Below are 21431 nucleotides of genomic sequence, written 5' to 3'. Positions count from 1 at the left end.
TCCGGTCGATCTCGTGGACGAGCTTGAGGCGCTTGGCCCGGTCCAGCGTCTGCGACTGCTCGACGATGAGCTTGTCGATCTCCTCCGAGCAGTAGCCGGAGAAGTTCCGCTGGGATCCGCACTTGAAGTTTTCGTAGAAGTTGGCGTCAGGGTCGTCGATGCCGATGCCCGTCAGGTTGAGCGCGACTTGGTAGTCCAGCCGGGTCATCTTCGGATGCCACACGCCGGTCTCGATCTGCTCCAGGGTGGCGTCGACGCCGATCTGGCGGAGCTGGTCGACCATCCAGCTCGCGGTGTCGACGTAGATGGCGAGCGCCCGCGTGGACACCGTGATCTTGAGCGGGTTGCCGGGGCCGAAGCCAGCCTCGGCGAGGAGCGTCTTGGCCTCGGCCTTCTGCTTGGCCGTGTCCCCCATCCCGGGCAGCTTGGCCACCTCCGCCGGCGGGAGCCCCCAGACGCCCGACGGCCTCGGCAGCATGGCCCCGCCGAAGGTCGCGGCGCCCTGCCGCGGCCCCACCAAGTAGGCCTTGCGGTCGAGCGCGAGGTTGATGGCCAGGCGTACCCGCGGGTCGGTGAACGGCGGGCGCTTGAAGTTGACGAGGACGTTGTCGTTGACGTTCGAGTCCGACTCGAGCACCACGAGCTTCGGCCCGCCCGCCTTGGCCGCCTCGGCGTTGGTCCGGTTCCAGCCGCTGCCGGCGACGTCCAGCTGGCCGGCCTGGACCGCGGCGATCTGGGTCGAACGGTCGCGGATCATCAGGTACCTGATTCCGTCCAGGTAGGGCCGGCCCTTGACGAAGTAGTCGGGGTTCCTCACGTACTCGATGTACTCGCCCGGCTTGTGCTCCTTGAGCTTGAAGGGCCCGGTGCCGATGCACTTGGTCTTGAACTCGGTCACGGGCACGTGGGCCGGGTACACGGGCGAGTAGCCTGAGGCCAGCATGAGGAGAAGCGAGGGCTGGGGCCGCTTGAGCCGGAAGACAACCGTCTGGGGATCGGGCGCTTCGATGTGCTCGACGTTCTCGTACCAGAGCTTTCGGGGATTCACGCGCAGCTTCGCCCTGGCGTCGGGGGCCCCGCGCACCACGTCGAACGTGTACTTTACGTCCTGCGACGTGAAGGGCTTGCCGTCGTGCCACCGCACGTCCTTGCGGAGGAAGAAGACCAGGTTGCGGTAGTTATCCTGCCAGGACCAGCGCTCGGCCAGCTCAGGGATGACCGTGTCGACGCTCTCCTGCTTCTTCGTCGGGTCGAAGTACACGAGGTTGTTGAGGCACGGGCTGGCCTGCTGGACGGTGGCGATTGTGGACTCCTCGTGCGGGCTGAGGCTCGGCGGCGCGGAGAGCGGGTGCATGACGAGCACACCGCCGTACTTGGGAGTCTGGCCCGCCGCCGGCCCGGCGGCGAGCACGAGGAGGACTGCGGACACGAGAGGCAGAACTGGCGCGAGAGGATAGCGGGACATGGCCACCTCCCTTGGGAGCGAAAGGTTTTGACGCCCGGTTTCTTCGTGGAGGCTAAAGTGTACGAGAAAACGCGGGGCCGGACAACCGCCTTTCGCGGCGGCCACCCCGCTCGCGGGTCCCCGCACCGCCCGGCTCGCTCAGGCCTGTCTTCGACAGTTCCGGTCGAGGAAAGCTGTTCAATCGGGCACTTGCGAACAGTCCCCTGGTGCGAGCATAGCCAACACAAAGGCCTTTCTCAGCCGGACGCGCCCTGCTCAGCGAGCGCGCGGCCGGCCGCTGGGGTCCCGCCCCTCAAGGCGTCAGGAGGGTGCTTAGGTCTTGTTGCCTAGTTCCTTGCCGCACGGTACACTCGCCAGCGGCATGCCGCTCCTAGCACAGCGTGAGTCTAAGCTCGCATCGGGTGTATCGGGAGGTTAACGTGTCCAACGTTGCCCAGCCCAATGGAGACGACCATCCCGAAGCGGCGGGAAAGCATCTCATAGATTCACATACACTCGTGGCGGCCGGACGTTCGGACGGCGCAGCCTACCTCGCTGGCTATGTGGTTGAGTGCTGTCTCAAAACTCTCGTTCTTTTCCAGGCTGGTGCTGTGGCGGCGATCCACGACCTGAACAGTCTGACTTCGGAGGCACTCAAGCTTGCCGCTCTTCCGGGTTCGAAGACGGCACGATACGTTCCCAGCCAGACGCCAGGCCATCCGCTCTACCATCCTGCCAACGGATGGGCGCCAGGTCTGCGCTATCGGCCTCCCGGTCATGTCGCCCAGGCAGAGGTCGTCGCCTGGATTGCCGAGGCGGAGCTCGTCTACAATTCTACGATCGTCCCGATGAAACTCGACGGGGTAATTTGAATGCGAGTTAAGCACAGTGACGAGGCGCGGCGCGCCGCCCTTAACGTGTTGAGCCGAATGCTTGCTACAGATGCGTCGATTGAGCGAGCCGTGCTCATCGAAGATCTTTTTGGGCGACTTCGCCTCGTGGTCTGGACCCGCCGTCAAGACTGGGAAGAACTTCGTCATTCCTTGAGTGCGCAGCTTGGAGACCCAGGTGTCGCTGGACGGTTTTGGAGCGGAGATATTTGGAATGGCTCAGCTGCGAGCGAGGCCGATCGTCTTCTCTACGAGAAAGCCTGGGAGGAGAGCGAAGAGGTTGAAGGAGCGCCACGCCTACACGAAGCCGATCGGTATCGGAACCGGAGCGCGTGGTTCGCACTGGTGGCTGACTCCCTGTGGCCTACATTCGCGGACGAGGAGAACGGTGGACCCCCTCTTCTCGTATTCTACTCCTTCAAGGGTGGCGCCGGGAGAAGCACTGCTGTTGCCTCTTTCGCCATTCAGCGGGCGAGAAAAGGGGAGCGCATTGTTGTAATCGATTTCGATCTAGATGCGCCTGGTGTTGGCTCGCTTCTCGCTGCGGACGAGGCTGGCACAACAGCATCCTGGGGTGTCGTCGATTATCTCCTTGAGCGACCCGGCGGGGAGGTCGATCTTCCCGATTACTACCACGCGTGCCGGCGCGAAGCAGTAACGGGAAGAGGGGAGATTATTGTCGTCCCGGCCGGCCGTCTGGACAGTGAATACCTGGGTAAGCTCGCACGTGTAGACCTTGAACCCCCCGGTCGTGGTGGCGAACCTCACCCGCTCATTCTCTTGTTGACCGAGTTACGTCACACCCTGCAGCCAGCCTGGATCCTGATAGATGCAAGAACAGGGCTCTCCGAGCCAGCGGGCCTACTGCTTGGAGGGCTCGCACACCTGCACGTCCTATTTGGAACTGCATCAGAGCAGAGTTGGCAGGGACTACGCCTTGTCCTTTCTCGCCTCGGTGCGAGTCGGGTCCGCATGGGCCGACCTCAGGCCGAGTGTCTACTCGTGCACGCGATGGTTCCCAGAAATGTTACTATATCGGCAATGGCTAGAGCTGCCTTCTCCGATCGGGCGCGCGTTGAGTTCACGGACGCCTACTACGCCGAAGACCCCGAAGACCCCGAAGACGATCGGTTCTGGTATGTCCGCGACGCCGAGAATGAGGATGCCCCTCATGTCCCAGTCGCGCTGTCATACGACGAAAAGCTAGCTCATTTTGGCCGGGTAGACGAAGTGGCGTCCGATCTCGCGGAGTCGCCAGAATACTCAGCGCTGGCTGACCGCATTGCCGCTCGGTTCCAGCCGGAGAGCGAAGAATGAAGGCCCTGACGCACGAAGACCAACTCACACTACTCCGGCAGCTGTCCGGTATGGGCAGTCACGGCCGCGCTGAAGGAGAAAGCGAAGAGGCCTTTCCCCGCACATTTTATCCGGTCGCTGAACACGCCCGGGCGTTCGACCCAGATGTCGTCTTGATTATCGGTCCTCGCGGCTCAGGGAAGACCGAACTTTTCCGGGCAGTAATCTGGCGGGGATTGCTCCCGGCCATTGCACGACATGCTCCGACGGTTCGACTGCCACCACTAGAGCCGGCGCGAACCACATGGCTTTCCGGTTATCCAATTGGAGCTGGCTTTCCAGACGCGCGTGGACTTCGCCGCTTCGTGGATGAGAAGGGCAGCTCTCCCGAACCCACAATGGAGCTCTGGTTTTGCTACCTTGTTCGCTCGCTGCGAGATCACCTGGACGAAGAAGCAAAGAGTTCACTAAATTGGATGTTCTCTATTCAGGGAGGCGATGCAATCTCCAATTACGAAGCGTTTCGCCGCACTGGCGATTCGCCGCTGCTTGCTCTTGACAGACTCGACGAAAAGCTCCACAGGACGGACTCTCGCATTTTCATTGGATACGATGAGCTTGATACTCTCGGTGGGGCCGTTTGGGAAGTAATGAACACGGGCATACGGGGCCTTGTGGCCTTCTGGGCGACTTACACACGCCGGTGGAGAAGAATCCGAGCTAAGATTTTCCTGCGCACCGATCTGTTTCAACGCCATGCGACTGCGGGTGGTGCTGACCTGGCAAAACTTGCGGCCAACCGGGCAGAACTCGTGTGGGGCGACAGAAACCTGTACGCGATGCTAATGAAGCGCGTCTCAAATACGAGCGAAGAACTTCACGAGTATTGCGAAGCGACTCATATCAAGTTTCACGAGGACACGGAACTGTATTTGGTTCCGGATCTGACGAGGGCGGAACAGGCGAAGCCATTTGTGGATCGGCTGGTCGGTCCGTATATGGGCGCTAACATTAAGAAGGGTCTAGTCTTTCGGTGGTTGCTCGATCACATTCGTGACGGTCGCGGTCACGCGCTTCCACGCCCACTGGTACGGCTCATTGAGGAAGCGGCGAGATACGAGTTGAATTCCGGAGGCCGGATACGTCCGCCAAGACTCCTCCGACCTGTGTCCTTCCGTGCGGCACTTGATGTTGTGTCGAAAGAGCACGTTACTCAATCAACTGATGAGTGGCCCTGGCTGTCGGGGCTAAGAGACCGGCTAAGCGACGATCAGGTCCCATGGGACCGGCGGCAACAAGTCGAAAGGCGGATTGCCGTCAACTTCGATGGTAGCTGGGGTGCCCAGCCCGAGATAAGACCGCCTACGAAAGAACCGCGCGAGCTCGTTGACTATCTTGTCGAGATTGGTGTGTTTAGAGCTCGCTCTGATGGGCGCATAGACGTGCCCGATCTGTTTCTTGCGGGATTGGGTCTCAAGCGAAAAGGCGGGGTGAGACGTAGGTAAATGCGTGCAGAGCGTCGCGGTTGTAGGCCGTTCCGTCTCTTAGCTTGTAGCGGGTTGCCTTCATCAGATCGATAAGTTGGAACCAAGGAACCGAACAGATCCGGAGGGCCAAGACAAGGTTGCGCGTGATTCACCACTACGAGCAGCTGAACCGGAACGCGCGCTGATCCCGGCATTTTGGGATCTCCCGTAATGCCCCTGACGATTGATCCCTCAGGCGATGCCCTGCTGATCGTGGACGTCCAGAACGACTTCTGCCCCGCCGGCTCGCTGGCGGTGCCCGAGGGAGACAGGGTCGTTCCGGCGCTCAACTGCTACATCGTCCGGTCCGCGGCCGTCGGCGGAGCGATCTTCGCCTCGCGCGACTGGCACCCGGCCGTGACCCGGCACTTCAAGGCGTACGGCGGGGTCTGGCCGCCCCACTGCGTCCAGGAAACCCGGGGCGCGCAGTTCCACGCGGACCTGAAGCTCCGCGCGATACCGCCGTCGTCTCCAATGGAATGGACCCCGAGGCGGACGCCTACTCGTGCTTCCAGGCCGAGGACCCGAGCGGGATGCCGTTCGCCGCGGCCCTGGGGGATCGCGGGGTCCAGCGCCTCTTCGTCGGCGGCTCGCGACCGACTATTGCGTGAAGGCGACGGTGCTGGATGCCCTCCGCGAGGGGTTCGAGGTGGTGGTGCTTGAGGACGCGGTCCGGGCCGTGGACGTGAACCCGGGCGATGGCGCGAAGGCGCTCGAAGAGATGAAAGCGGCCGGCGCGACCTTCGCCACACTTGCGGAGGTCTAGCATGCTCTCATCTCTCTCGGCCTTCGGGCTGCCTTCCGAGGTTCTCCTCTGGCAAGCGATCTTCCTCAACGCCCTCTCGTACGGCGTCGGCGTCATCGGCGGAATCGTCGGCCTCGCCCTCGGGACGATGCGGCTGCCGTTCCTCCTGCTTCTCGGCATGCCGGCGCCGGTCGCCGCGGGCACGAACATCCTGGTGAGCACGCTGAGCGCGGTGAGCGGGTTGGTCCGCCACTGGCGGGCCGGGCGCGTCGATCTGAGGAGAGCGTAGCCAACACAAAGGCCTTTCTCAGCCCTGCTCAGCGAGCGCGCGGCCGGCCGCTGGGGTCCCGCCCCTCAAGGCGTCAGGAGCATGGCGGGTGGTAGCCTGCTCCCCTTTGGCGACTCCAACTTCCTAGGGACGATTGCTCCGTTGTTTCATCTATCCCTCAAGGACGCGCAACGAAAAGTCCGCGTAGCGGCCAATCAGCCGAAAGTCGTCCCGGTTGTAGGTCAGCAGCATGGCGCCGATTCGTCGAGCGGATAGCGCGATGAGAATGTCATTGAGGAGCGCGGGCAACTTGGATCGCCAACTCCTTTCTTTTTCCCCGATAGCTGTGACTATCTCGGACGCCATTATCCAGTCCTCGAAGGTGGGCGTGACGACCCGTCCAGTCTGTCGCATTGGGCGGATGAACTCGAGCACAAGCGTTCGAGTGCGACGGTCATAAGCATTTAAGGCAAGCTCATACGCGACAACCGCCGACAGGTGGGTGGCCGGTAAGAGCGGATAGAACGTGCTCGGGAACCTGGCTCGTTTTCCCTCCGATCGAACAGCGCCGAGGTAGACATTCGTATCCAGGAGGTACTTCACCGGTACACCGTCCGGAAGCGACCTTCTTTGAGCAGCCTGTCGAGAGACTCCTCGACCTCACGATCCTCAACGGCTTTTCGTAGCGCCCGTTGAATTGCCTCGGTATCCGTCTTCGCGTTAAACAGCCGGCGCACCTTTTCGATCATCTCGCCGTCCAGGTTATAGGTTTTCTTTCTGACCGTCGCTTTCATAGAAAACCCTCCAAGCTGTGCGATACAGACATTTTAGCAATCTTGTCCGTATCTATCAAGACCAGCCTGAGCGAGGTTGATCGCTGTGGCCGTGGCCGCCATCGAGCCGATCCGGGATGCGCGTCGTCCACCCACACCGTGGACTCGACGAGGCGCGCGAGCTCCGGGTTATGAGCGTAGTCAAGATAAAGGCCCTCTCCCGTGGCTCCCCCCTATGCCGAGATCGCCCCCGGTAAGGCGGTAGGGGGCGTGTCGGCCTAATGCCCTTCGAGCGCGGGCTTCGCCCGCGCAACCAACTCGGGCCTCGCCTCGTGGCTCTCCTCGCCTGCGCCTCCTCGGCAGCCCCTCGGCTCGAACCACCATTCCTGGGGGAGGCCTCGGAGGGGGCCCGGGTACCCGCGCCGAAGGCGTGGGTGTCCCCCTCTGATTGATCACCCCAGCCCGACCTTCGCTTTGACGCTCGCGCGCGTCTTCTCGGCGATCGGGCGAACGCGCGACGCCCCCTCGCTGAGCAACGCGTCGAGCTGGGCCGGATCCCTCGCCAGCTCCCGGTACCGGGCCTGGAGCGGTGTCAGGCGCCCGATGATCAGCTCCGCCAGCTCCCGCTTGACGTCGGCGTACCCCTTCCCCTCAAACCGCGCCTCGATCCCGGCCCGCGGGGCTCCGCTGAACAGCTCGTACAGGACGAGCAGGTTGTGGAGGCCGGGCCGGCCCTCGTCGAAGCGGACCTCGCGCCCCGAGTCCGTCGTCGCGCGCATGATCTTCGCCCGGATCTCGTCCGGGGAATCCAGCAGATCGACCGCGTGGCCGGGCCGCTCGTCGCTCTTGCTCATCTTCTTGGTGGGATCGTCGAGCCCCATGATCCGCGCGCCGACCGCCCGGATGATCGGCTCCGGGACCTTGAAGGTCTTGCCGTAGATGGAGTTGAACCGCTCGGCCACATCCCGCGCCAGCTCAACGTGCTGCTTCTGGTCCTCGCCGACCGGCACGAGATCCGTCTCATAGAGGAGAATATCGGCCGCCATCAGCGCCGGGTAGTCAAAGAGCCCGACGCTCACCTGCGTCTTCTGCCTCTGGGATTTCTCCTTGAACTGCGTCATCCGCTGCATCCAGCCCATGGGGATGAAGCAGTTCAGGATCCAGGCCAGCTCCGCGTGCGCCGACACGTGCGATTGGACGAAGACCGCGGACAGCCCGGGATCTATGCCGGCGGCAAAGAGGAGCCCAGCCACCTCGCGGATCTTTGCCCTCAGCACCTGCGGATCCTGGGCCACGGTGATCGCGTGCAGGTCGACGATGCAGAAGATGTTGTCGAACCCGGCCTGGGAGGCCACCCACTGGCGGATGGCGCCCAGGTAGTTACCGATATGGAGGCGCCCGGTAGGCTGAATCCCGGAGAAGACCCGCTGTCTCACGCCCGGTCCCCTCAGCGGCCCGCGCCCGCCCCGTCCTCCTCGACCACCTCGTAGCGGAGACGCCGCGTCATCATCCAGCGCACGACCAGCAGGTCGACGAACGCCCTGAACGCGCGGTTCCGGATGCCGTACTTGGAGCCACCGAAGCGCCGCGGGCGATGATTGACCGGCACCTCGACCACCCGGTAGCCCGCCATCCTGAGGAGCGTCGGCACGAACCGGTGCATCCCGTTGTAGGGCGGAATCGCGTCGACACACTCCCGGCGCATGGCGCGCAGGCTGCAGGCGCTGTCCCGGACCGACTCGGCGGTGGCCGCATTGCGAATGGCGTTGGCGATGCGGGACGAGACCCGCTTGAGCCACGGGTCGTGGCGCCGCTGCCGCCACCCGACGGCGGCGTCGTAGTTCCCCAGGTGGGCGAGCAGCCGGGCGATGTCGCGCGGGTCGCTCTGGAGGTCCGAGTCCATGGTGACGATCGTTCGTCCCTGAGCGGCTTCGAAGCCGGCATGGAAGGCGGCCGTGAGCCCGGCGTTGGCGGCCAGCCGCACGAGGCGCGCCCGCGGGTCTTGCTTGACGATCGCGCGGATCGCCTCGGCACTCCCATCGGTCGAGCCGTCGTCCACAAAGATGACCTCGGCCGACTGCGCGAGCGTCGGCAGCACCTCCTCCAGCTCCCGCCAGAGGGCCGGGACGCTCTCCGCCTCGTTGTACACGGGGAGGATGACTGACAACTCCACCGCGGCCCTCATGGGTTGGCTCCGCGCACGGTCTGGCGAACGAGTATATACCCTCGCGCGACGACGGACAAAACTCGAAACGGCGAGCGCGCACACCCACTTCGGGGGTACCCGGCGCGGGTACCCGCGGCGCGCGTTGACACGTCCCACCGGCGTCTGCTAGCGTCCTCGCCATGGCGCCGGGGGGAACAGCGGAAATTCACGATGCGTGGGCTGGTGCGAGGCTCGCGCGCGCCGCCGACAGGAGCCTGGCTCCGCTCCTGGCCCTGCTGCTGGTGGCACTGATGACATCCATCACCGCCGTCGGAGTCCTCACGGCGCTGCTCGGCCTCGCCAGCCTCCTGAGGCTCGCCGATCCCGCGCTTCGAGCCCGCTGCCTCCTTCCGCTCGCGCTGCCGCTCGCGACGCTGGCTGTGGTGACGCTGCTGTCCGCCCTGGCCGCGACCAACCGGCCCGTGGCGCTGTTCGAGTCAAAGGAGCTCCTGTCGCTCATCCTCTTCTTCGCCGCCGTCAACGGCTTCGCCTCCGGAGACCACATCCGCCGAGCCCTGGTGTGGCTCTACAGCGCCGTGGCCCTGGTGTCCGTCTACGCTATGCTCCAGACCTGGACGTGCACCTCCGTGGCCGAGGCGCCCGGATGGGTCTGGTGGGCCCTCAAACTCAAGGCCGAGAGATGCCGCCAGCTCGGCGTCGAGCCGTTTCGGGCCAAAGGCTTCTTCAGTATCTACATGACCCTCGGCGGAAGCCTCATCGTCTCGCTCGCGCTCCTGTCCGCCGAGCTCGCGCTGGGCTCCCGCCGACGGGCGTGGTGGCTGGTCCCCCCCGCCGCCCTCGGGTTCGTGACGCTCGGGTTGACCTATGTGCGTAACGCCTGGCTGGGGTTCGCCGCAGCCATCGGCGTGCTCGTCCTCCTGAGCCGCCGGCTCGCGCTGCTCGTTCCACTCGGTCTCGCCGTTATCCTGGCGCTTTCCATCCCGTCGCCGCTCAAAGCCAAGCTGCTGTCCATGTTCGACCCCGGGAGCCCGAGCGCCAGCGAGCGCTTCTACTTCTGGGATGCGGGACTGCGCATGCTTAAGGACGCGCCGCTGCTCGGACTGGGCCCCGGCGGCGTTCGGCTCTACTACCCCGACTATAAACACCCGGACGCGCGGCGGGCGCGAACCGGGCACCTCCACAACAACCTGGTCCAGATCGCGGCCGAGCGCGGGCTCCTGGGGCTCGGGGCGTGGCTCTGGATCTGGGTCGCGTTCCTGCTTCGGGCCGGGCGGATCTACGCGCAGCTCCCGCCCGCCCGGGCCGACGACCGCGTCCTCGTGGCCGGCAGCCTGGCTGCCGTCATCGGGTTCCTGATCGCCGGGCTCTTTGAGTACAATTTCGGCGATTCGGAAGTCATCGGCCTGGTGTGGGTCGTGATGGCCTTCCCGTTCGTCGTGGCCGAGGGGCCGCGAGGAAGCTAAGAGCGGATAGCTCCCGCACCGGGCTCAGCGCGCGGCGCTCCCGACCACCACCATCTCCCGCCCCCCGATCCGGCGAGTCGCCAGGACTCGCCACGACGGGTCTGCCCGGGGGGCGAGCGCGGTCCAGCGCTCCCGGGCCGTGATCAGGATATCCTGCGACGGCGAGGCAACCCGCTGCGCGAGTGATTCGGCCGAGGAGATTTCCACCACGCGCCGGCGGAGATAGAAATCATAGGAGAGCCGGAGGTCGGGGTGGCCGATCACGGCCGCGCCCGGCGGGGCGTACGCCGCCGCTGCGACGGCCAGGTCGCGGGCCCCGAAGTCGCGCGCGTAGCGCGGCGGGTACGTCACGCCCTCGACGAGGAGGACCGCAGCGGTGGCGAGGGCCACCGCCACGGCCGCGCCGGCAAACGCCTGACGCCGGATCGCGAGCGCCACGGCGGGCGCGGCCGCAGCGACCAGCGCCACGAGGAGCACGCGCTCTGCGGCAGTGTCGGGCACGTAGGCGCGGTCCTCGCCGGACACGTGGAGGACGAGCGGTGAGGCGAGCGCCGCAGCGCCGACCACGGCTGCGACGCAGAACACGGCCGAGGCGCCCCGCAGCGCGCGCCGGCCACCCGACGCCTGTGCGACGGCGAGGAACTCGGCGGTGAGGAGGGCCAGGCCCGGGTAGACGGGGAGGAGGTACCGCGCCCGCTGGGTGCCCGACAGCCCGAGGAGCAGCCACAGGGCCAGGGTCCAGGCGCCGATCCACCAGCGTCCGCCGTCAGGCGCCCGCCGCCACCAGACGAGCGCGCCCACCAGGAACACGGTCCACGGGAGGAAGTTAGGCAGCACCGTGGCCATGTGCTCAACCCGCGCGAGCACCCCGCTCCGGAAGTACCACGTCACGTAGTGGCCGAGGAGCACGTCGCCGACGAAGCTCCCGCGCGGCTGGGCGAGGTACGGCACGATCCACGGGAGCAACATGACGGCGAGCAGCACCACGCCCTGGACCAGGCGGAGCCGGCCGAGCCCGGACCACCCGCCCGTCACGAGCGCCGCGAGGGCGGCAGCACCGAGCGCCGCGAGCCCCTCCGGCCCCTTGCTCGCGATGGCGCCGGCCACGCACATGTAGAAGCCCAGGAGAGGTCCCACGGCCCAGCCCGCGGCCCGGGCGCGCAGGAGGAAGTAGAGCGCCCAGATCACCAGCGTGGTGAGCATCATGTCGGCGAGCACCTGGTGGCCGAAGACGAAGTACGCCGGGGTCGTCGCGAGGACGAGCCCGGCGAGGGTGCCGGCGCGCCAGCCCCAGAGGAAGCGACCGATCTCCATCACGCCGGCGATTCCCGCCAGGGCCGAGGCCACCGACGGGAGCGCGGCGCTGAGCTCCGTCACGCGCCCGAACGGGATCGAGACGAGCGCGATGCTCCAGAAGTAGAGCTGCGGCTTGTTCAGGTAGGGCTGCCCGCGCAGCTCGGGCACCAGCCAGCGCCCGTGGTCCAGGATGTCCTGGGCGAGGAGGGCGAAGCGCGCCTCATCCGACGACCAGAACGGCCGCCGGCCAGCGGGCATCAGGAGGATCAGCGCGGCCAGCGCGAGCACTCCGAGAAGGGCCAGGCCCGATCGCCGTCTGGGGTCCCAATCGCTCACCGGACTACCTTCACTCATGAGTCGGCACCGTGCGTTCGAGCGCCCACCCGTGCCTTCGGCACGGGTACCCGGCCGGCGCAATCAACTCAGGCGTCGCCTCGTGGTTCTTACCTACTCGGGTCTCGCCTCGCCTGCGGCTCGTCGGCAGCCCCTCGGCTCGAACTGCAAGGGGGAGGTTCGGAAGGGGCGGGTACCCGGGCATCCACGCCGAAGGCGTGGGGGTGCCTGGGTGGCCCCCCTCCGAGGAAGCTCACCGGCCGCCCCTCTCCCGAATCACGCCGACTCAGCGGGTTGAGGGGACCGAGTCGGCCCGGACAACGAGCATCTCCTGCCCTCGGACGCGCATCCGGTCCAAGACGCGCACATCCTGAGAGACCTTCCCCTGGAGCGCGCGCCAGGACCCCTCGGCCACCACGACGGCGGGGCGCTCGGGGCGGGCCAGGTAGGCCTCGAGCTCCTCCTCCGTCCTGATCCGGCGGAGGTCCCGACCGAGGTAGAAGTCGAGCGGAAAGAATCGTCCACCGAACACGGCCACGGCCGCGCCGCCGACGTGACGCTCGACGCGGGCAGAGAGGCCTTTGAAGTCCTCGGTCCGGTTGGCCCACGCGTTGTGGAGCCAGATGCCGGAGCCCAGGATCACCACCATCCCGGCGACCACCCCCTGGACCAGGAGCGCCGGGCGCCCCGCCTGAAGGCCTCTCCAGAGGGCCAGGCCGAGCAGCGCCGTGCCGGCGATCAGCGGCAGCAGTTCCCACGACACCCGCTCGAGCCCGAACGGAGGGGACAGGGCGAGGAGCGCGACGCCACCGCCGGCTCCGAGGAGCGAGCCCCACGCGAGGACGCGCCCGAGCGTCGTGCGGACGGCTCCGTGAGCATCCGCCCACCACGCGACCAGCAGCGCCAGCCCAGGGTAGATGGAGAGGAGGTAGCGCGTTCGCTGGTTTGCCGACAGCGCGATCACGAAGAGCGGGACCGCGAACCAGAGGACCGCGAACCTGACCGCGGCGCTTGCCCTCCACGCCCGGAAGGCCTGTGCGAAGGCGAGCGGCGCCACCACTGTCCAGGGCAGGAAACCCACGACCGCATCGACGGCAAGGTTGGCGAGGCGGGAGGGAAGCGGAACGCCCAGGAACCAGTCGAGCCAGTTCTTCCAGAGCACCGTCTCGACGTAGCTCCGGGTCCCGACGGCCAGGAATGCCCCGAGCCAGCTCAAAGTCACCACCGCAAAGACCGCCGCGCCCGGCGGGCTCCAGAGGCGACGGAGCCCGCGCGGGCCCCGCTCGATCCAGAGCCAGGCCGCGGCCGCGAGGAGCGGGAGCAGCCCGACGGGCCCTTTTGCAAATACCCCAAACGCGAGCGCCGCGTAGAAGCCGATGAGCGCGCCGCGCCCCGGGGGCTCAGCCATCGCCCGCCAGAAGGCGTAGCCGGCGGCCGTGGCGAAGGCCACGACGAGCATGTCGGGCAGGAGCTTCTGGCTGTGGCCGAAGAAGCTGTAGCTCGTGGCGAGGATCAGCGCTGCCCACAGGCCGGCCCGCCGCGTGAAGAGCCGATCGCCCAGGAGGAAGGTGAAGAGCGCAGCCCCGACAGCCGCCGCGGCGACCGGCGCCTGGGCCGTCCCCTCGGTCACGCGGCCTCCCGGGAGCGACACGGCCGCGATGCTCCAGGGATAGAGCGGAGGCTTGTTCCGGTAGACCTTGTCCCGAACCTCGGCGTCGAACCAGGCACCGCGCGCGATCGCGTCGCGGGCAAGGAGCGGGAAGCGGGCTTCGTCAGAGGTCGAGATCACCTGGCTGCCGAGCGGGGGGAACACGAGCAGCGCGGTCACGAGGGAGACAAAGAGCGCCCCGGGCAGGGGACCGCTCCTCCAGCCTCGACTGTTTCCCGCTCGGGTCAGGTGCGACCCCCGGGCCCTGGCGCGCCGAGCGGGCGGAGCGGCTGCTGGATGCAGGCGATCGTGCACTCCCGGCCGTGGACCGCCTCGGCGCGCGCCAGGGCCTCCTCCACGCTCGCCGCCACCTCAAACCCCAGGTGGCGCGGCACCTGCGGGTCGCGGGGCGCGGCGACGATCACGCTGCCGATGTGGCTCAGGCGGTTGAGGGGATACACAGCCATTATCCCGTGAGCCGGGTGGAACCCGAAGGCGAAGCGGTAGGCCTCGATGTAGTCCGGTCGCCGCGCGTAGTCCTCGGCGAAGCGGCGCATGATCTCGTACGGGTCCCGCGTGATCGGGAGCACGCGCTCCCAGATCTCGGGGTACGAGGGGTGGGTGGTGCGGTCCCAGCGGTCGGGGACGGGGGTCGCCATGATGACGGTGCAGCCCGGCTTCCCCAGCGCCTCGATCAGTCCCCCCAGGTAGCCGAGACCTGACGAGATGAGCGTCAGGATCGGGTTGACGTGGGAGAAGACCGCATAGGGGCTCCAGTCCGGGATCCCGTACAGGAGGACATCGAAGCGCGCCGTCGCCAGCTCTCGCCGCGGCGGGAACATCCGCGCCAGGGTGTCGAGCATTTCGCGCCGCGTGTCATCCACGCTCCCTGCCACCACCTTCGCCACGCGGAGGGGATCGGAGAGGAGCGTGTCGAGCTTGAAGATCCGTCTGCCAAGCCGGCTCTCGAGGTGCCGCCCCATCTCGTTCAGGACCGCGTGCATCCGGTTGTTGTGAACGGCCATGGACATGCCGTCCGGCGTGTGGGTGATCCGGATCGACTTGTAGGTGGAGAGCCCGACGCAGACCGACTTCCACCCGCCGGAGAAGCCCCGGTTGTAGCGCGCGTTGACGTACACGGTCAGGTCGGACTCGGCGACGAGGCGGTGGACCTCGACGGCGTAGCCGTGCTCGGGGGTCTGGCCCAGGTCCACCATCACTTCCGGGTCCTCAGCGTCGTGGCAGACCAGGCGCGGGTCGAACTCTCGGACCAGATCCTCGCCGAGGAGGAACGCGAGCTCCTCGCGCCTGAGCTTCCGGTGGAGGGCGTTCGCGCAGATCAGCGTGACGTTCGTCCGCGAGACCCCCGCCGCGTCGAGCTCCCCGAGGACCGCCTCGATCGCGACGCTCCGGATCGGGCCGTAGGACCCTACCGTCGCATCGTCGAAGGCGATCGCGACGCGCGCGCCGGGCCTGACCAGCTCCCGGATTCGCGGTAATCCGAGGGGTGCCGTCAGCGCCCGGCTCACGGTGGCGTCGAGGTTTTCGACCGGCGGAAGGGTGACGACCTCGGTGTTCGGGACCAGGACAGCCCGGTCGGGGATCTCGGCGGGGAGGAGCCCTTCGCCGTACAGCAGCTCGACCTTCATCGCGGAGTCAGGATGCGTCTAACCCGCTACGCGAGGTAGGCGTCCACGGGAACGAGACGCTTGCCGAGGGGATCAACGCCCAGGCCGAAGCTCTCGAGCGTCTGAGCGCCCAGCAGCCTGGGGGATTCATCCGGAGCCAGGAACGTGAGGGCAGTCCGCTCTCGACCTTGAAGGCGAACCCTGACCTCCGTTACATCCCAGACCGCGGTTTCTCCCGTCGCAAAGACCACCCGCTGTCGATCGATGGCTCGATAGCCAAGCGAAGTCAGGAAGCTCCGAGGAAGGGCCAGATAGGAGGCGCCGGTGTCCACAAGCACAGACTGAACCCGGGGGGGGCCGCCGTCAACGGGAAGCACCTCGATCTCGACCTGAAACAGGCCCATGTTCAAGCTGTATTGTACGGCAGACACAGGCTCCGACCCATGCTATCGGGGGCTCAGTATGCGCCCGGCCGGCAGGGCGTGCATCAGCCCCTGGTCCACCACGACTTGGCCGTTGACGATCACGTACGGGATCCCGGTGGGATGGCGGTGCGGATCCTCGTACGTCGCCTTGTCCCTCACCGTCGCCGGGTCGAAGAGGGCGAGGTCGGCGAAGTAGCCCGGACGAAGGAGCCCGCGCCCCGGGAGCCCGAGCTTCATCGCGGCCATCCCTGTCATCTTCGCGACCGCGTTCTCCCACGCGAGAACCTTCTTCTCGCGGACGTAGACGCCCAGGATGCGGGGAAACGTGCCGTACATCCGCGGGTGGGGTCTGCCGGGGTGGGGTCCGGGGCCGGCGCTGAGGCCGATTGAGTCCGAGCCGATCATGACCTGAGGATGGGCGAGCGCCTTGATCACGTTCTCCTCGGCCTGGGAGAAGAGGATCATCGAGACCTCTCCCTTCTCCTCGTGCAGGAAGTCCAGCATCGTCTCGCGCCCGGGGCGTCCACGGCGATGGGCCAGTTCGGCGATCGTCAGCCCCTCGAGCTCCCGGCGCGAGCAGGTGGCGATCCTCACGTCCTCCCACCCGGCGCTTCCCGACGCGGTCCGCCAGCGGTCCCCGGGGAGCGTGCACTCGTCCAGGACCCGCTTCCGCGTCGGTAGATCCACGATGCGCTCGAGGAGCTTCGGCAGCCCCCCGGCGTGGACCCACGGCGGCAGGAGGTTCACCATCACCGTGCTCCCGGCAGTGTACGGGTAGACGTCGGCCGTGACCTCAACGCCCCGCGCCCGCGCCTCGTCGATCAGGCGGAGCGCCCGGTCCATCTTCGCCCAGTTCTCCCGGCCCGCCGCCTTGATGTGGGCGATCTGGACGGGAACGCCGCCCTCCTCGCCGATCCTGATGGCCTCCAGGATGGCCTCCTCGAGCGTCGCCGCCTCGCCGCGGATGTGGGAGAAGTAGAGGCCGCCGCGCGGGGCCAGCGAGCGCGCCAGCGCGATCAGCTCGTCAGTCCTGGCATACACGCTCGGCGGGTAGACGAGGCCGGTAGAAAAGCCGAAGGCGCCGGCATCGAGGGCCTCGTGGAGGAGCTGCTCCATCGCCTTCAACTCCCCGGCCGTGGGCGGCCGGTCGTCAGCGCCCATCGCCGCCAGGCGGAGCGCGCCGTGACCGACGAAGTGCGCGACATTGATCGAGGGGCCGGAGGTCGCGAGGCGCTGGAGGTACTCGCCGAAGCTGGTCCACTCGACCGCGAGCCGCGAGCCCAGCGCGCTGGCCAGCCGCTCGAGCAGTTGCTTCCGCTCGGGATGGACCGGCGCGGGAGAGAAGCTGCACATCCCCACGACCTCGGTGGTCACCCCCTGACGCACTTTGGACTCGGCCGACGGACACTGGAGGTAAAAGAAGTCGGAGTGGGCGTGCATGTCGATGAAGCCGGGCGCCACGATGAGCCCCGCAGCGTCGATGACCCGCGCGGCCTCGCCCGTGAGGCCCGGAGCGACGGCGGCGATCCGGTCGCCGTCCAGGGCCACGTCGGCCCTGACCGCCGGCACCCCCGAGCCGTCGACGACGCTGCCGTTCTTGACGACGAGCGACCAGCCCACGTTACTGCTCGACGATCTTGACGGACTTCATCTTGTCACCGACCTTGATCTTGTCCACGAGCTCCATCCCCGCGACGACCTGGCCGAAGACCGTGTACTGGCCATCCAGGTTCGGCTGGGCGCCAAAGGTGATGTAGAACTGGCTTCCGGCAGAGTCCGGGTCCTGGGCGCGCGCCATCGCCACGGTGCCGCGCACGTGCTTCTGCTTGTTGAACTCCGCCTTGATCTTGTAGCCGGGGCCTCCGGTGCCGTCACCCTTGGGGTCGCCGCCCTGGACCACGAAGCCGGGAACGACTCGGTGGAAGGCGAGGCCGTCGTAGAAGCCCTTCTTCGCGAGCGTCACGAAGTTCTCCACGGTCTTCGGCGCATCCTCGGGGAAGAACTCGATCCGGATCTCCCCGCCCTTCTCCAGCGCGATGACGGCGGTCTGCTTCACTTTCTTTCCTCCCGCCCCCTGAGCTGCGGCCGGGGGAGCGCTCCCCACGAGCCAGACACAGAGGGTCATGACAGCGAGGGTTCGAATCAGCATCGCGGGCCTCCTTGAGATTCTTCGGAGGGGGGCTCCGCCCCCCTTCCGATGCCTCCCCCCTTCGGTTGCGCGGGCCAAGCCCGCGCTCGAACCAGATTCTTCAGCATTCTGCTTGAGCGGTGCGGGTCGCCCGGCCGGCAAGGACGCCCGCGGCTCGAAGATCAACTCGGGCCTCGCCTCGTGCCGGGCCTGCCTGACGGCAGGGCCGACGGCTCTCGGCTCGAACTGCTGTCCAGTCGTGCGAATGGCGCCATTATGCCCAAACGCCCCGGACTGGGCAATCGTGGTAGCATGTGGCGGAGTCGCTGACCGGAGGATTTGCCGATGCCCGTTCCACCGATCATCTTCGACCCCAAGTTCGTCCCCCTCGTTGGCGGCGGCTACGGCCTCGCCCTCCTCGGCGCCATCCTCCTCCTCGCGGCCGGGGTCTGGTGGGCCTGGGCGAGCGACGGCACCCGCCTCGAGCCGAAGCCCGCCGCCTGGCGCGCCCTGGCGAGCGCGGGCTGGCTCTGCTTCGTCGGAGGGGTTCTCTGGCAGCTCGTCGGCTACGCCCTGATCGGCGTGGGGACCTGGTGACCCCCGTGGCTGCTCCGCTGACGCCGCGAGAGGTGGCCGAGCTGCTGAGGTCTGCGGCGACGGCGCTGAGCGCGGAGCTGAGGGCCCTCCCGGAGGCGGCGCTCGCCTGGCATCCGGCGCCGGGAGAGTGGTGCGTCAATGAGGTCCTCGGGCACCTGATCGAGGCCGAGCGCCGCGGCTTCGCCGGACGGATCCGGACGATCCTCGACGCCGCGGAGCCGGAGCTGACGGCCTGGGATCAGGAGGCGGTGGCCCGCGAGAGGCGAGACTGCGGGCGCGACTCCTCGACCCTGCTCACCGAGTTGGCCGCGCTGCGCGAGGTGAGCGCCGCGCTCGTCGCAGGGCTGCGGGCGACCGATCTCGAGCGCGGGGGTCATCACCCGAAGGTCGGCTACCTCCGCGTCGACGAGCTGCTCCACGAGTGGGTCCACCACGACCGCAACCACATCCGGCAGATCCTCGCCAACGTCCAGGCCTTCGTCTGGCCGGGCATGGGAAATGCCCAGCGCTTTTCTCAGCTCGAGGCCGGAAGCCCGCCCGCTTCGCAACCCTGACGCCGGCGCCGCGCGCGCACACGCGGCGCGGGACGATCTGAACCCAGGAATCGGGAGGACCTTCCATGGCGACGGACGACCGCGCGCTTCTCACCGTGCTCCTGCACCACGACCAGTCGAAGACGCTCGAGGAGATCATGGCCCACCTCAAAAAGACGGGCTTCTACCGGGACTTCCCGCCGGAGGGGTGCGAGCTGGTCTCGTGGGTGGTCGCGATGTCCTACGGCTTCATCATCCACCTGCGCGTCGCCCCCCATGCGTTCCGAAGCCTGAACCGCTTCATGGAGCAGAAAGCGTGGGGCCCCTTCCGCTACGAGGTCTTCCCCTCGTACGACTTCGCGCCGATCGCGGCGCAGCTGAAGAAGGAGCACGCCTCCTGACCGCCCCGGAGAGGCGGGGTCTCTGGCGGAGTCGCTCAGAGCGCGTCGCGCTGGACGAGGTGGACCAGCACGCCGTAGAGGCTCTTGGGGTGGATGAAGCCGATCAGCGCGCGGCGAGAGCCCGGGCGGCCGACGCGGTCGATGAGCGCATGGCCCGCGCGCGCGAGCGCGGCCAGCGCGCCGTTGATGTCGTGAACCTCGAGCGCCAGGTGGTGGAGGCCTGGCCCGCGGCCGGCGATGAACCGGGCGATCGCGCCCTGGTCCTGCCGCGTCGTCCCCGGGCGGTCGTGCGCCACGCGCGCCCCTGCGCGCGGGTCCAGCTCCTGGAGGAACTCGAGCTCGCAGTCCCCGACGCTGACGAAGGCGACGCGGAGCCCACCGGCCGGCTCCGCCTGCCGCGCGTGGTGAACGATCCCGTACCTGTCCGACGTGAAGCTCTCGACCGTAATCTGCACCTCGACATCCGTCTGCGTGCTCTCGAGCCGGCAGCCGAGGCGCGTCACGAAGGCTTCGATTGCAGTCTCGTTGTCGGCGCTCGCAACGCCGAGATGATCGATCCTCTCGACGATACCGCCGGACGAGCGCTCGAGCCGCAGCGGCTTGGTCACGTACGCCCTGACGCCGGCTGTCGCCCCCGGGGAGAGGAGGACCCGCCGGGCCCCGTTCAGGCCCTCCCCAGGTTCGGCCTCGGCTCGCGGGACTCCGGCGGCCTCAGCGGCGCTGGCAGCGCGCACCGGGTCTTCAGCGGCCAGCGCGATGTGGTGGACCCCGGGCTTTGACCGACCCCCGACGAAGGGATCGTCCGGCGCGAAGAGGGCGAGGGCGCTCTCCCCGACGCTGAGCGCCGGGACCTGGCGCCCGGTCCTGCCGACGGCGCAGTCGGTGCGACGAAGGCCGAAGTCGCGCTGGAACACGCTGGCGGCCGCCTCGACATCGCTCACCACCAGCGCCACGTAGGCGAGATTCTGCCCCAAGCCCCCGAGCGCGGGAGCCCGCGTCACCGGCGTTCTCCGTGAGCCGCCCGCCCTCCCGCGTGACCCCTCCGGCTGCCGCCGCGCGCGAACCGGGCCCGACGCTCCTCGGCCAGGCGGCGGCGCTCCTCGGCGCTCGGCTTCACCTCGGGGAGGAAGAGGTCGTCCTCGCCCCACGCGACCGGAATCTTCTGGCCGATGAACTTCTCGATGGGCTCGAGCATCAACGCCGTGGCCTCGTCCACCAGGCTGACGGCCTTTCCTTCGGCCCCCATCCGCGCCGTGCGGCCGATCCGGTGGACGTAGTCCTCGGGGTCCTGCGGGAGATCCCAGTTGATGACGTGGCTGACCCCCTCGATGTGGAGCCCGCGCGAGGCCACGTCGGTGGCCACCAGCAGGGGCAGCTTCCCCGCCTTGAAGTCGTTCAGGACCCTGAGGCGCTGCTTCTGGTCCACATCCCCCGTCAGCGCCCGCGCCTGCCAGCCGTTCCGCGTGAGCCGCTCCTCCAGGCGCCGCGCCTCGAGCCGCGTGTTGGCGAAGATCAGGATCCGGCTCCCCCCCTCGCGCTTGAGGAGCCCCAGGAGCAGGTTGAACTTCTCATCGCGCCCGACGTGGTACAGAACCTGCTTAACGGTCTCCACAGTCCTCTGCCCCGGGGTGATCGTGATCTGCACCGGGTTGTTCATGAACTCCCAGGTCAGCTCGAGCACCCGGAACGAGAGTGTGGCCGAGAAGAGGAAGGACTGCCGTCTCTCGGGTGGCGCCAGGCGCCTCAGGATGAAGCGGAGGTCGGCGATGAATCCCATGTCGAACATCCGGTCGGCCTCGTCGATGACCAGCACGTCCACCTTTCGCGGCGACCAGACGTTCTGCTTCAGGTAGTCGATCAGGCGACCGGG

21 protein-coding genes and 1 pseudogene are annotated in these 21431 nt (G+C 67.4%); 9 read left to right on the top strand and 13 right to left on the bottom strand.

Annotation, left to right across the window (positions count from 1 at the left end; genetic code table 11):
- The coding region (locus tag HY726_16840) for a peptide ABC transporter substrate-binding protein (GenBank protein MBI4610664.1) at positions 1-1465 on the bottom strand (1465 nt) is incomplete at its 3' end.
- Between the two features lie 419 nt (positions 1466-1884).
- Here HY726_16840 and HY726_16835 point away from each other — a divergent pair.
- From HY726_16835 to HY726_16815, 5 genes and pseudogenes are all read left to right on the top strand, one after another.
- Positions 1885-2316, top strand: coding sequence for a hypothetical protein (locus HY726_16835; protein ID MBI4610663.1), 432 nt, complete (start codon positions 1885-1887; stop codon positions 2314-2316).
- Between the two features lie 90 nt (positions 2317-2406).
- Complete coding sequence (locus HY726_16830; GenBank protein MBI4610662.1) at positions 2407-3651, top strand: hypothetical protein; 1245 nt, start codon at positions 2407-2409, stop codon at positions 3649-3651.
- A complete protein-coding gene (locus HY726_16825) occupies positions 3648-5135 on the top strand; it encodes a hypothetical protein (GenBank protein ID MBI4610661.1) in 1488 nt (495 codons plus the stop codon). The genes HY726_16830 and HY726_16825 overlap by 4 nt, the downstream gene beginning before the upstream one ends.
- 192 nt (positions 5136-5327) lie before the next feature.
- A pseudogene (locus HY726_16820) lies at positions 5328-5922 on the top strand (nicotinamidase).
- 1 nt (position 5923) lies between these two features.
- Positions 5924-6190 (top strand): TSUP family transporter, encoded by a 267-nt coding sequence (locus HY726_16815; GenBank protein MBI4610660.1) that lies wholly within the window; start codon positions 5924-5926, stop codon positions 6188-6190.
- A 150-nt stretch (positions 6191-6340) separates the two neighbouring features.
- Here HY726_16815 and HY726_16810 read toward each other — a convergent pair whose 3' ends face one another.
- From HY726_16810 to HY726_16795, 4 genes are all read right to left on the bottom strand, one after another.
- A complete protein-coding gene (locus HY726_16810; GenBank protein ID MBI4610659.1) occupies positions 6341-6772 on the bottom strand; it encodes a type II toxin-antitoxin system VapC family toxin in 432 nt (143 codons plus the stop codon).
- Positions 6769-6963, bottom strand: a complete 195-nt coding sequence (locus HY726_16805; GenBank protein MBI4610658.1) for a type II toxin-antitoxin system VapB family antitoxin — start codon at positions 6961-6963, stop codon at positions 6769-6771. The genes HY726_16810 and HY726_16805 overlap by 4 nt, the downstream gene beginning before the upstream one ends.
- A gap of 431 nt (positions 6964-7394) precedes the next feature.
- Positions 7395-8378 (bottom strand): tryptophan--tRNA ligase, encoded by a 984-nt coding sequence (trpS, locus tag HY726_16800; protein ID MBI4610657.1) that lies wholly within the window; start codon positions 8376-8378, stop codon positions 7395-7397.
- A gap of 11 nt (positions 8379-8389) precedes the next feature.
- The gene (locus HY726_16795; GenBank protein MBI4610656.1) at positions 8390-9127 is read right to left on the bottom strand and encodes a glycosyltransferase family 2 protein; all 738 of its coding nucleotides are present in this window, start codon (positions 9125-9127) and stop codon (positions 8390-8392) included.
- 272 nt (positions 9128-9399) lie between these two features.
- Here HY726_16795 and HY726_16790 point away from each other — a divergent pair, with 272 nt between their 5' ends.
- Entirely contained in the window at positions 9400-10572 is a 1173-nt protein-coding gene (locus HY726_16790) for an O-antigen ligase family protein (GenBank protein MBI4610655.1), read from the top strand.
- Between the two features lie 24 nt (positions 10573-10596).
- Here HY726_16790 and HY726_16785 read toward each other — a convergent pair whose 3' ends face one another.
- The 6 genes from HY726_16785 to HY726_16760 all read right to left on the bottom strand — a co-directional run bounded on the left by HY726_16785 (position 10597) and on the right by HY726_16760 (position 18051).
- A complete protein-coding gene (locus HY726_16785) occupies positions 10597-12204 on the bottom strand; it encodes a glycosyltransferase family 39 protein (GenBank protein MBI4610654.1) in 1608 nt (535 codons plus the stop codon).
- A 283-nt stretch (positions 12205-12487) separates the two neighbouring features.
- Positions 12488-14029 carry a glycosyltransferase family 39 protein gene (locus HY726_16780; protein ID MBI4610653.1) on the bottom strand — a complete coding sequence of 514 codons (1542 nt, stop codon included), beginning with the start codon at positions 14027-14029 and terminating at the stop codon, positions 12488-12490.
- A 65-nt stretch (positions 14030-14094) separates the two neighbouring features.
- Positions 14095-15498 carry a DUF2088 domain-containing protein gene (locus tag HY726_16775; GenBank protein ID MBI4610652.1) on the bottom strand — a complete coding sequence of 468 codons (1404 nt, stop codon included), beginning with the start codon at positions 15496-15498 and terminating at the stop codon, positions 14095-14097.
- 26 nt (positions 15499-15524) lie between these two features.
- Positions 15525-15908, bottom strand: a complete 384-nt coding sequence (locus HY726_16770; protein ID MBI4610651.1) for an aspartyl protease family protein — start codon at positions 15906-15908, stop codon at positions 15525-15527.
- A gap of 15 nt (positions 15909-15923) precedes the next feature.
- Complete coding sequence (locus HY726_16765) at positions 15924-17522, bottom strand: D-aminoacylase (GenBank protein MBI4610650.1); 1599 nt, start codon at positions 17520-17522, stop codon at positions 15924-15926.
- Position 17523: 1 nt separating this feature from the next.
- Positions 17524-18051: a peptidylprolyl isomerase gene (locus HY726_16760; GenBank protein ID MBI4610649.1), complete on the bottom strand. Its 528-nt coding sequence runs from the start codon at positions 18049-18051 to the stop codon at positions 17524-17526.
- Between the two features lie 324 nt (positions 18052-18375).
- On the opposite strand from HY726_16760, the gene HY726_16755 reads away from it, so the two are divergent.
- The 3 genes from HY726_16755 (at position 18376) to HY726_16745 (ending at position 19561) form a co-directional block, all read left to right on the top strand.
- A complete protein-coding gene (locus HY726_16755) occupies positions 18376-18627 on the top strand; it encodes a hypothetical protein (GenBank protein ID MBI4610648.1) in 252 nt (83 codons plus the stop codon).
- 5 nt (positions 18628-18632) lie between these two features.
- Positions 18633-19181, top strand: coding sequence for a DinB family protein (locus tag HY726_16750; protein ID MBI4610647.1), 549 nt, complete (start codon positions 18633-18635; stop codon positions 19179-19181).
- Positions 19182-19246: 65 nt separating this feature from the next.
- Complete coding sequence (locus HY726_16745; protein MBI4610646.1) at positions 19247-19561, top strand: hypothetical protein; 315 nt, start codon at positions 19247-19249, stop codon at positions 19559-19561.
- A 35-nt stretch (positions 19562-19596) separates the two neighbouring features.
- On the opposite strand, the gene HY726_16740 is transcribed toward HY726_16745, so the two are convergent.
- Together HY726_16740 and HY726_16735 are read right to left on the bottom strand one after the other, a co-directional pair.
- The gene (locus HY726_16740; GenBank protein ID MBI4610645.1) at positions 19597-20562 is read right to left on the bottom strand and encodes a VOC family protein; all 966 of its coding nucleotides are present in this window, start codon (positions 20560-20562) and stop codon (positions 19597-19599) included.
- On the bottom strand, positions 20559-21431 hold an 873-nt coding region (locus HY726_16735), incomplete at its 5' end, for a DEAD/DEAH box helicase (GenBank protein MBI4610644.1). The genes HY726_16740 and HY726_16735, both read right to left, overlap by 4 nt.

Source organism: Candidatus Rokuibacteriota bacterium, from assembly GCA_016209385.1.
GTDB lineage: Bacteria > Methylomirabilota > Methylomirabilia > Rokubacteriales > CSP1-6 > JACQWB01.
Note: the sequence above shows the minus strand (reverse complement) of the source record. Positions and strands in the feature narration are given on the sequence as shown.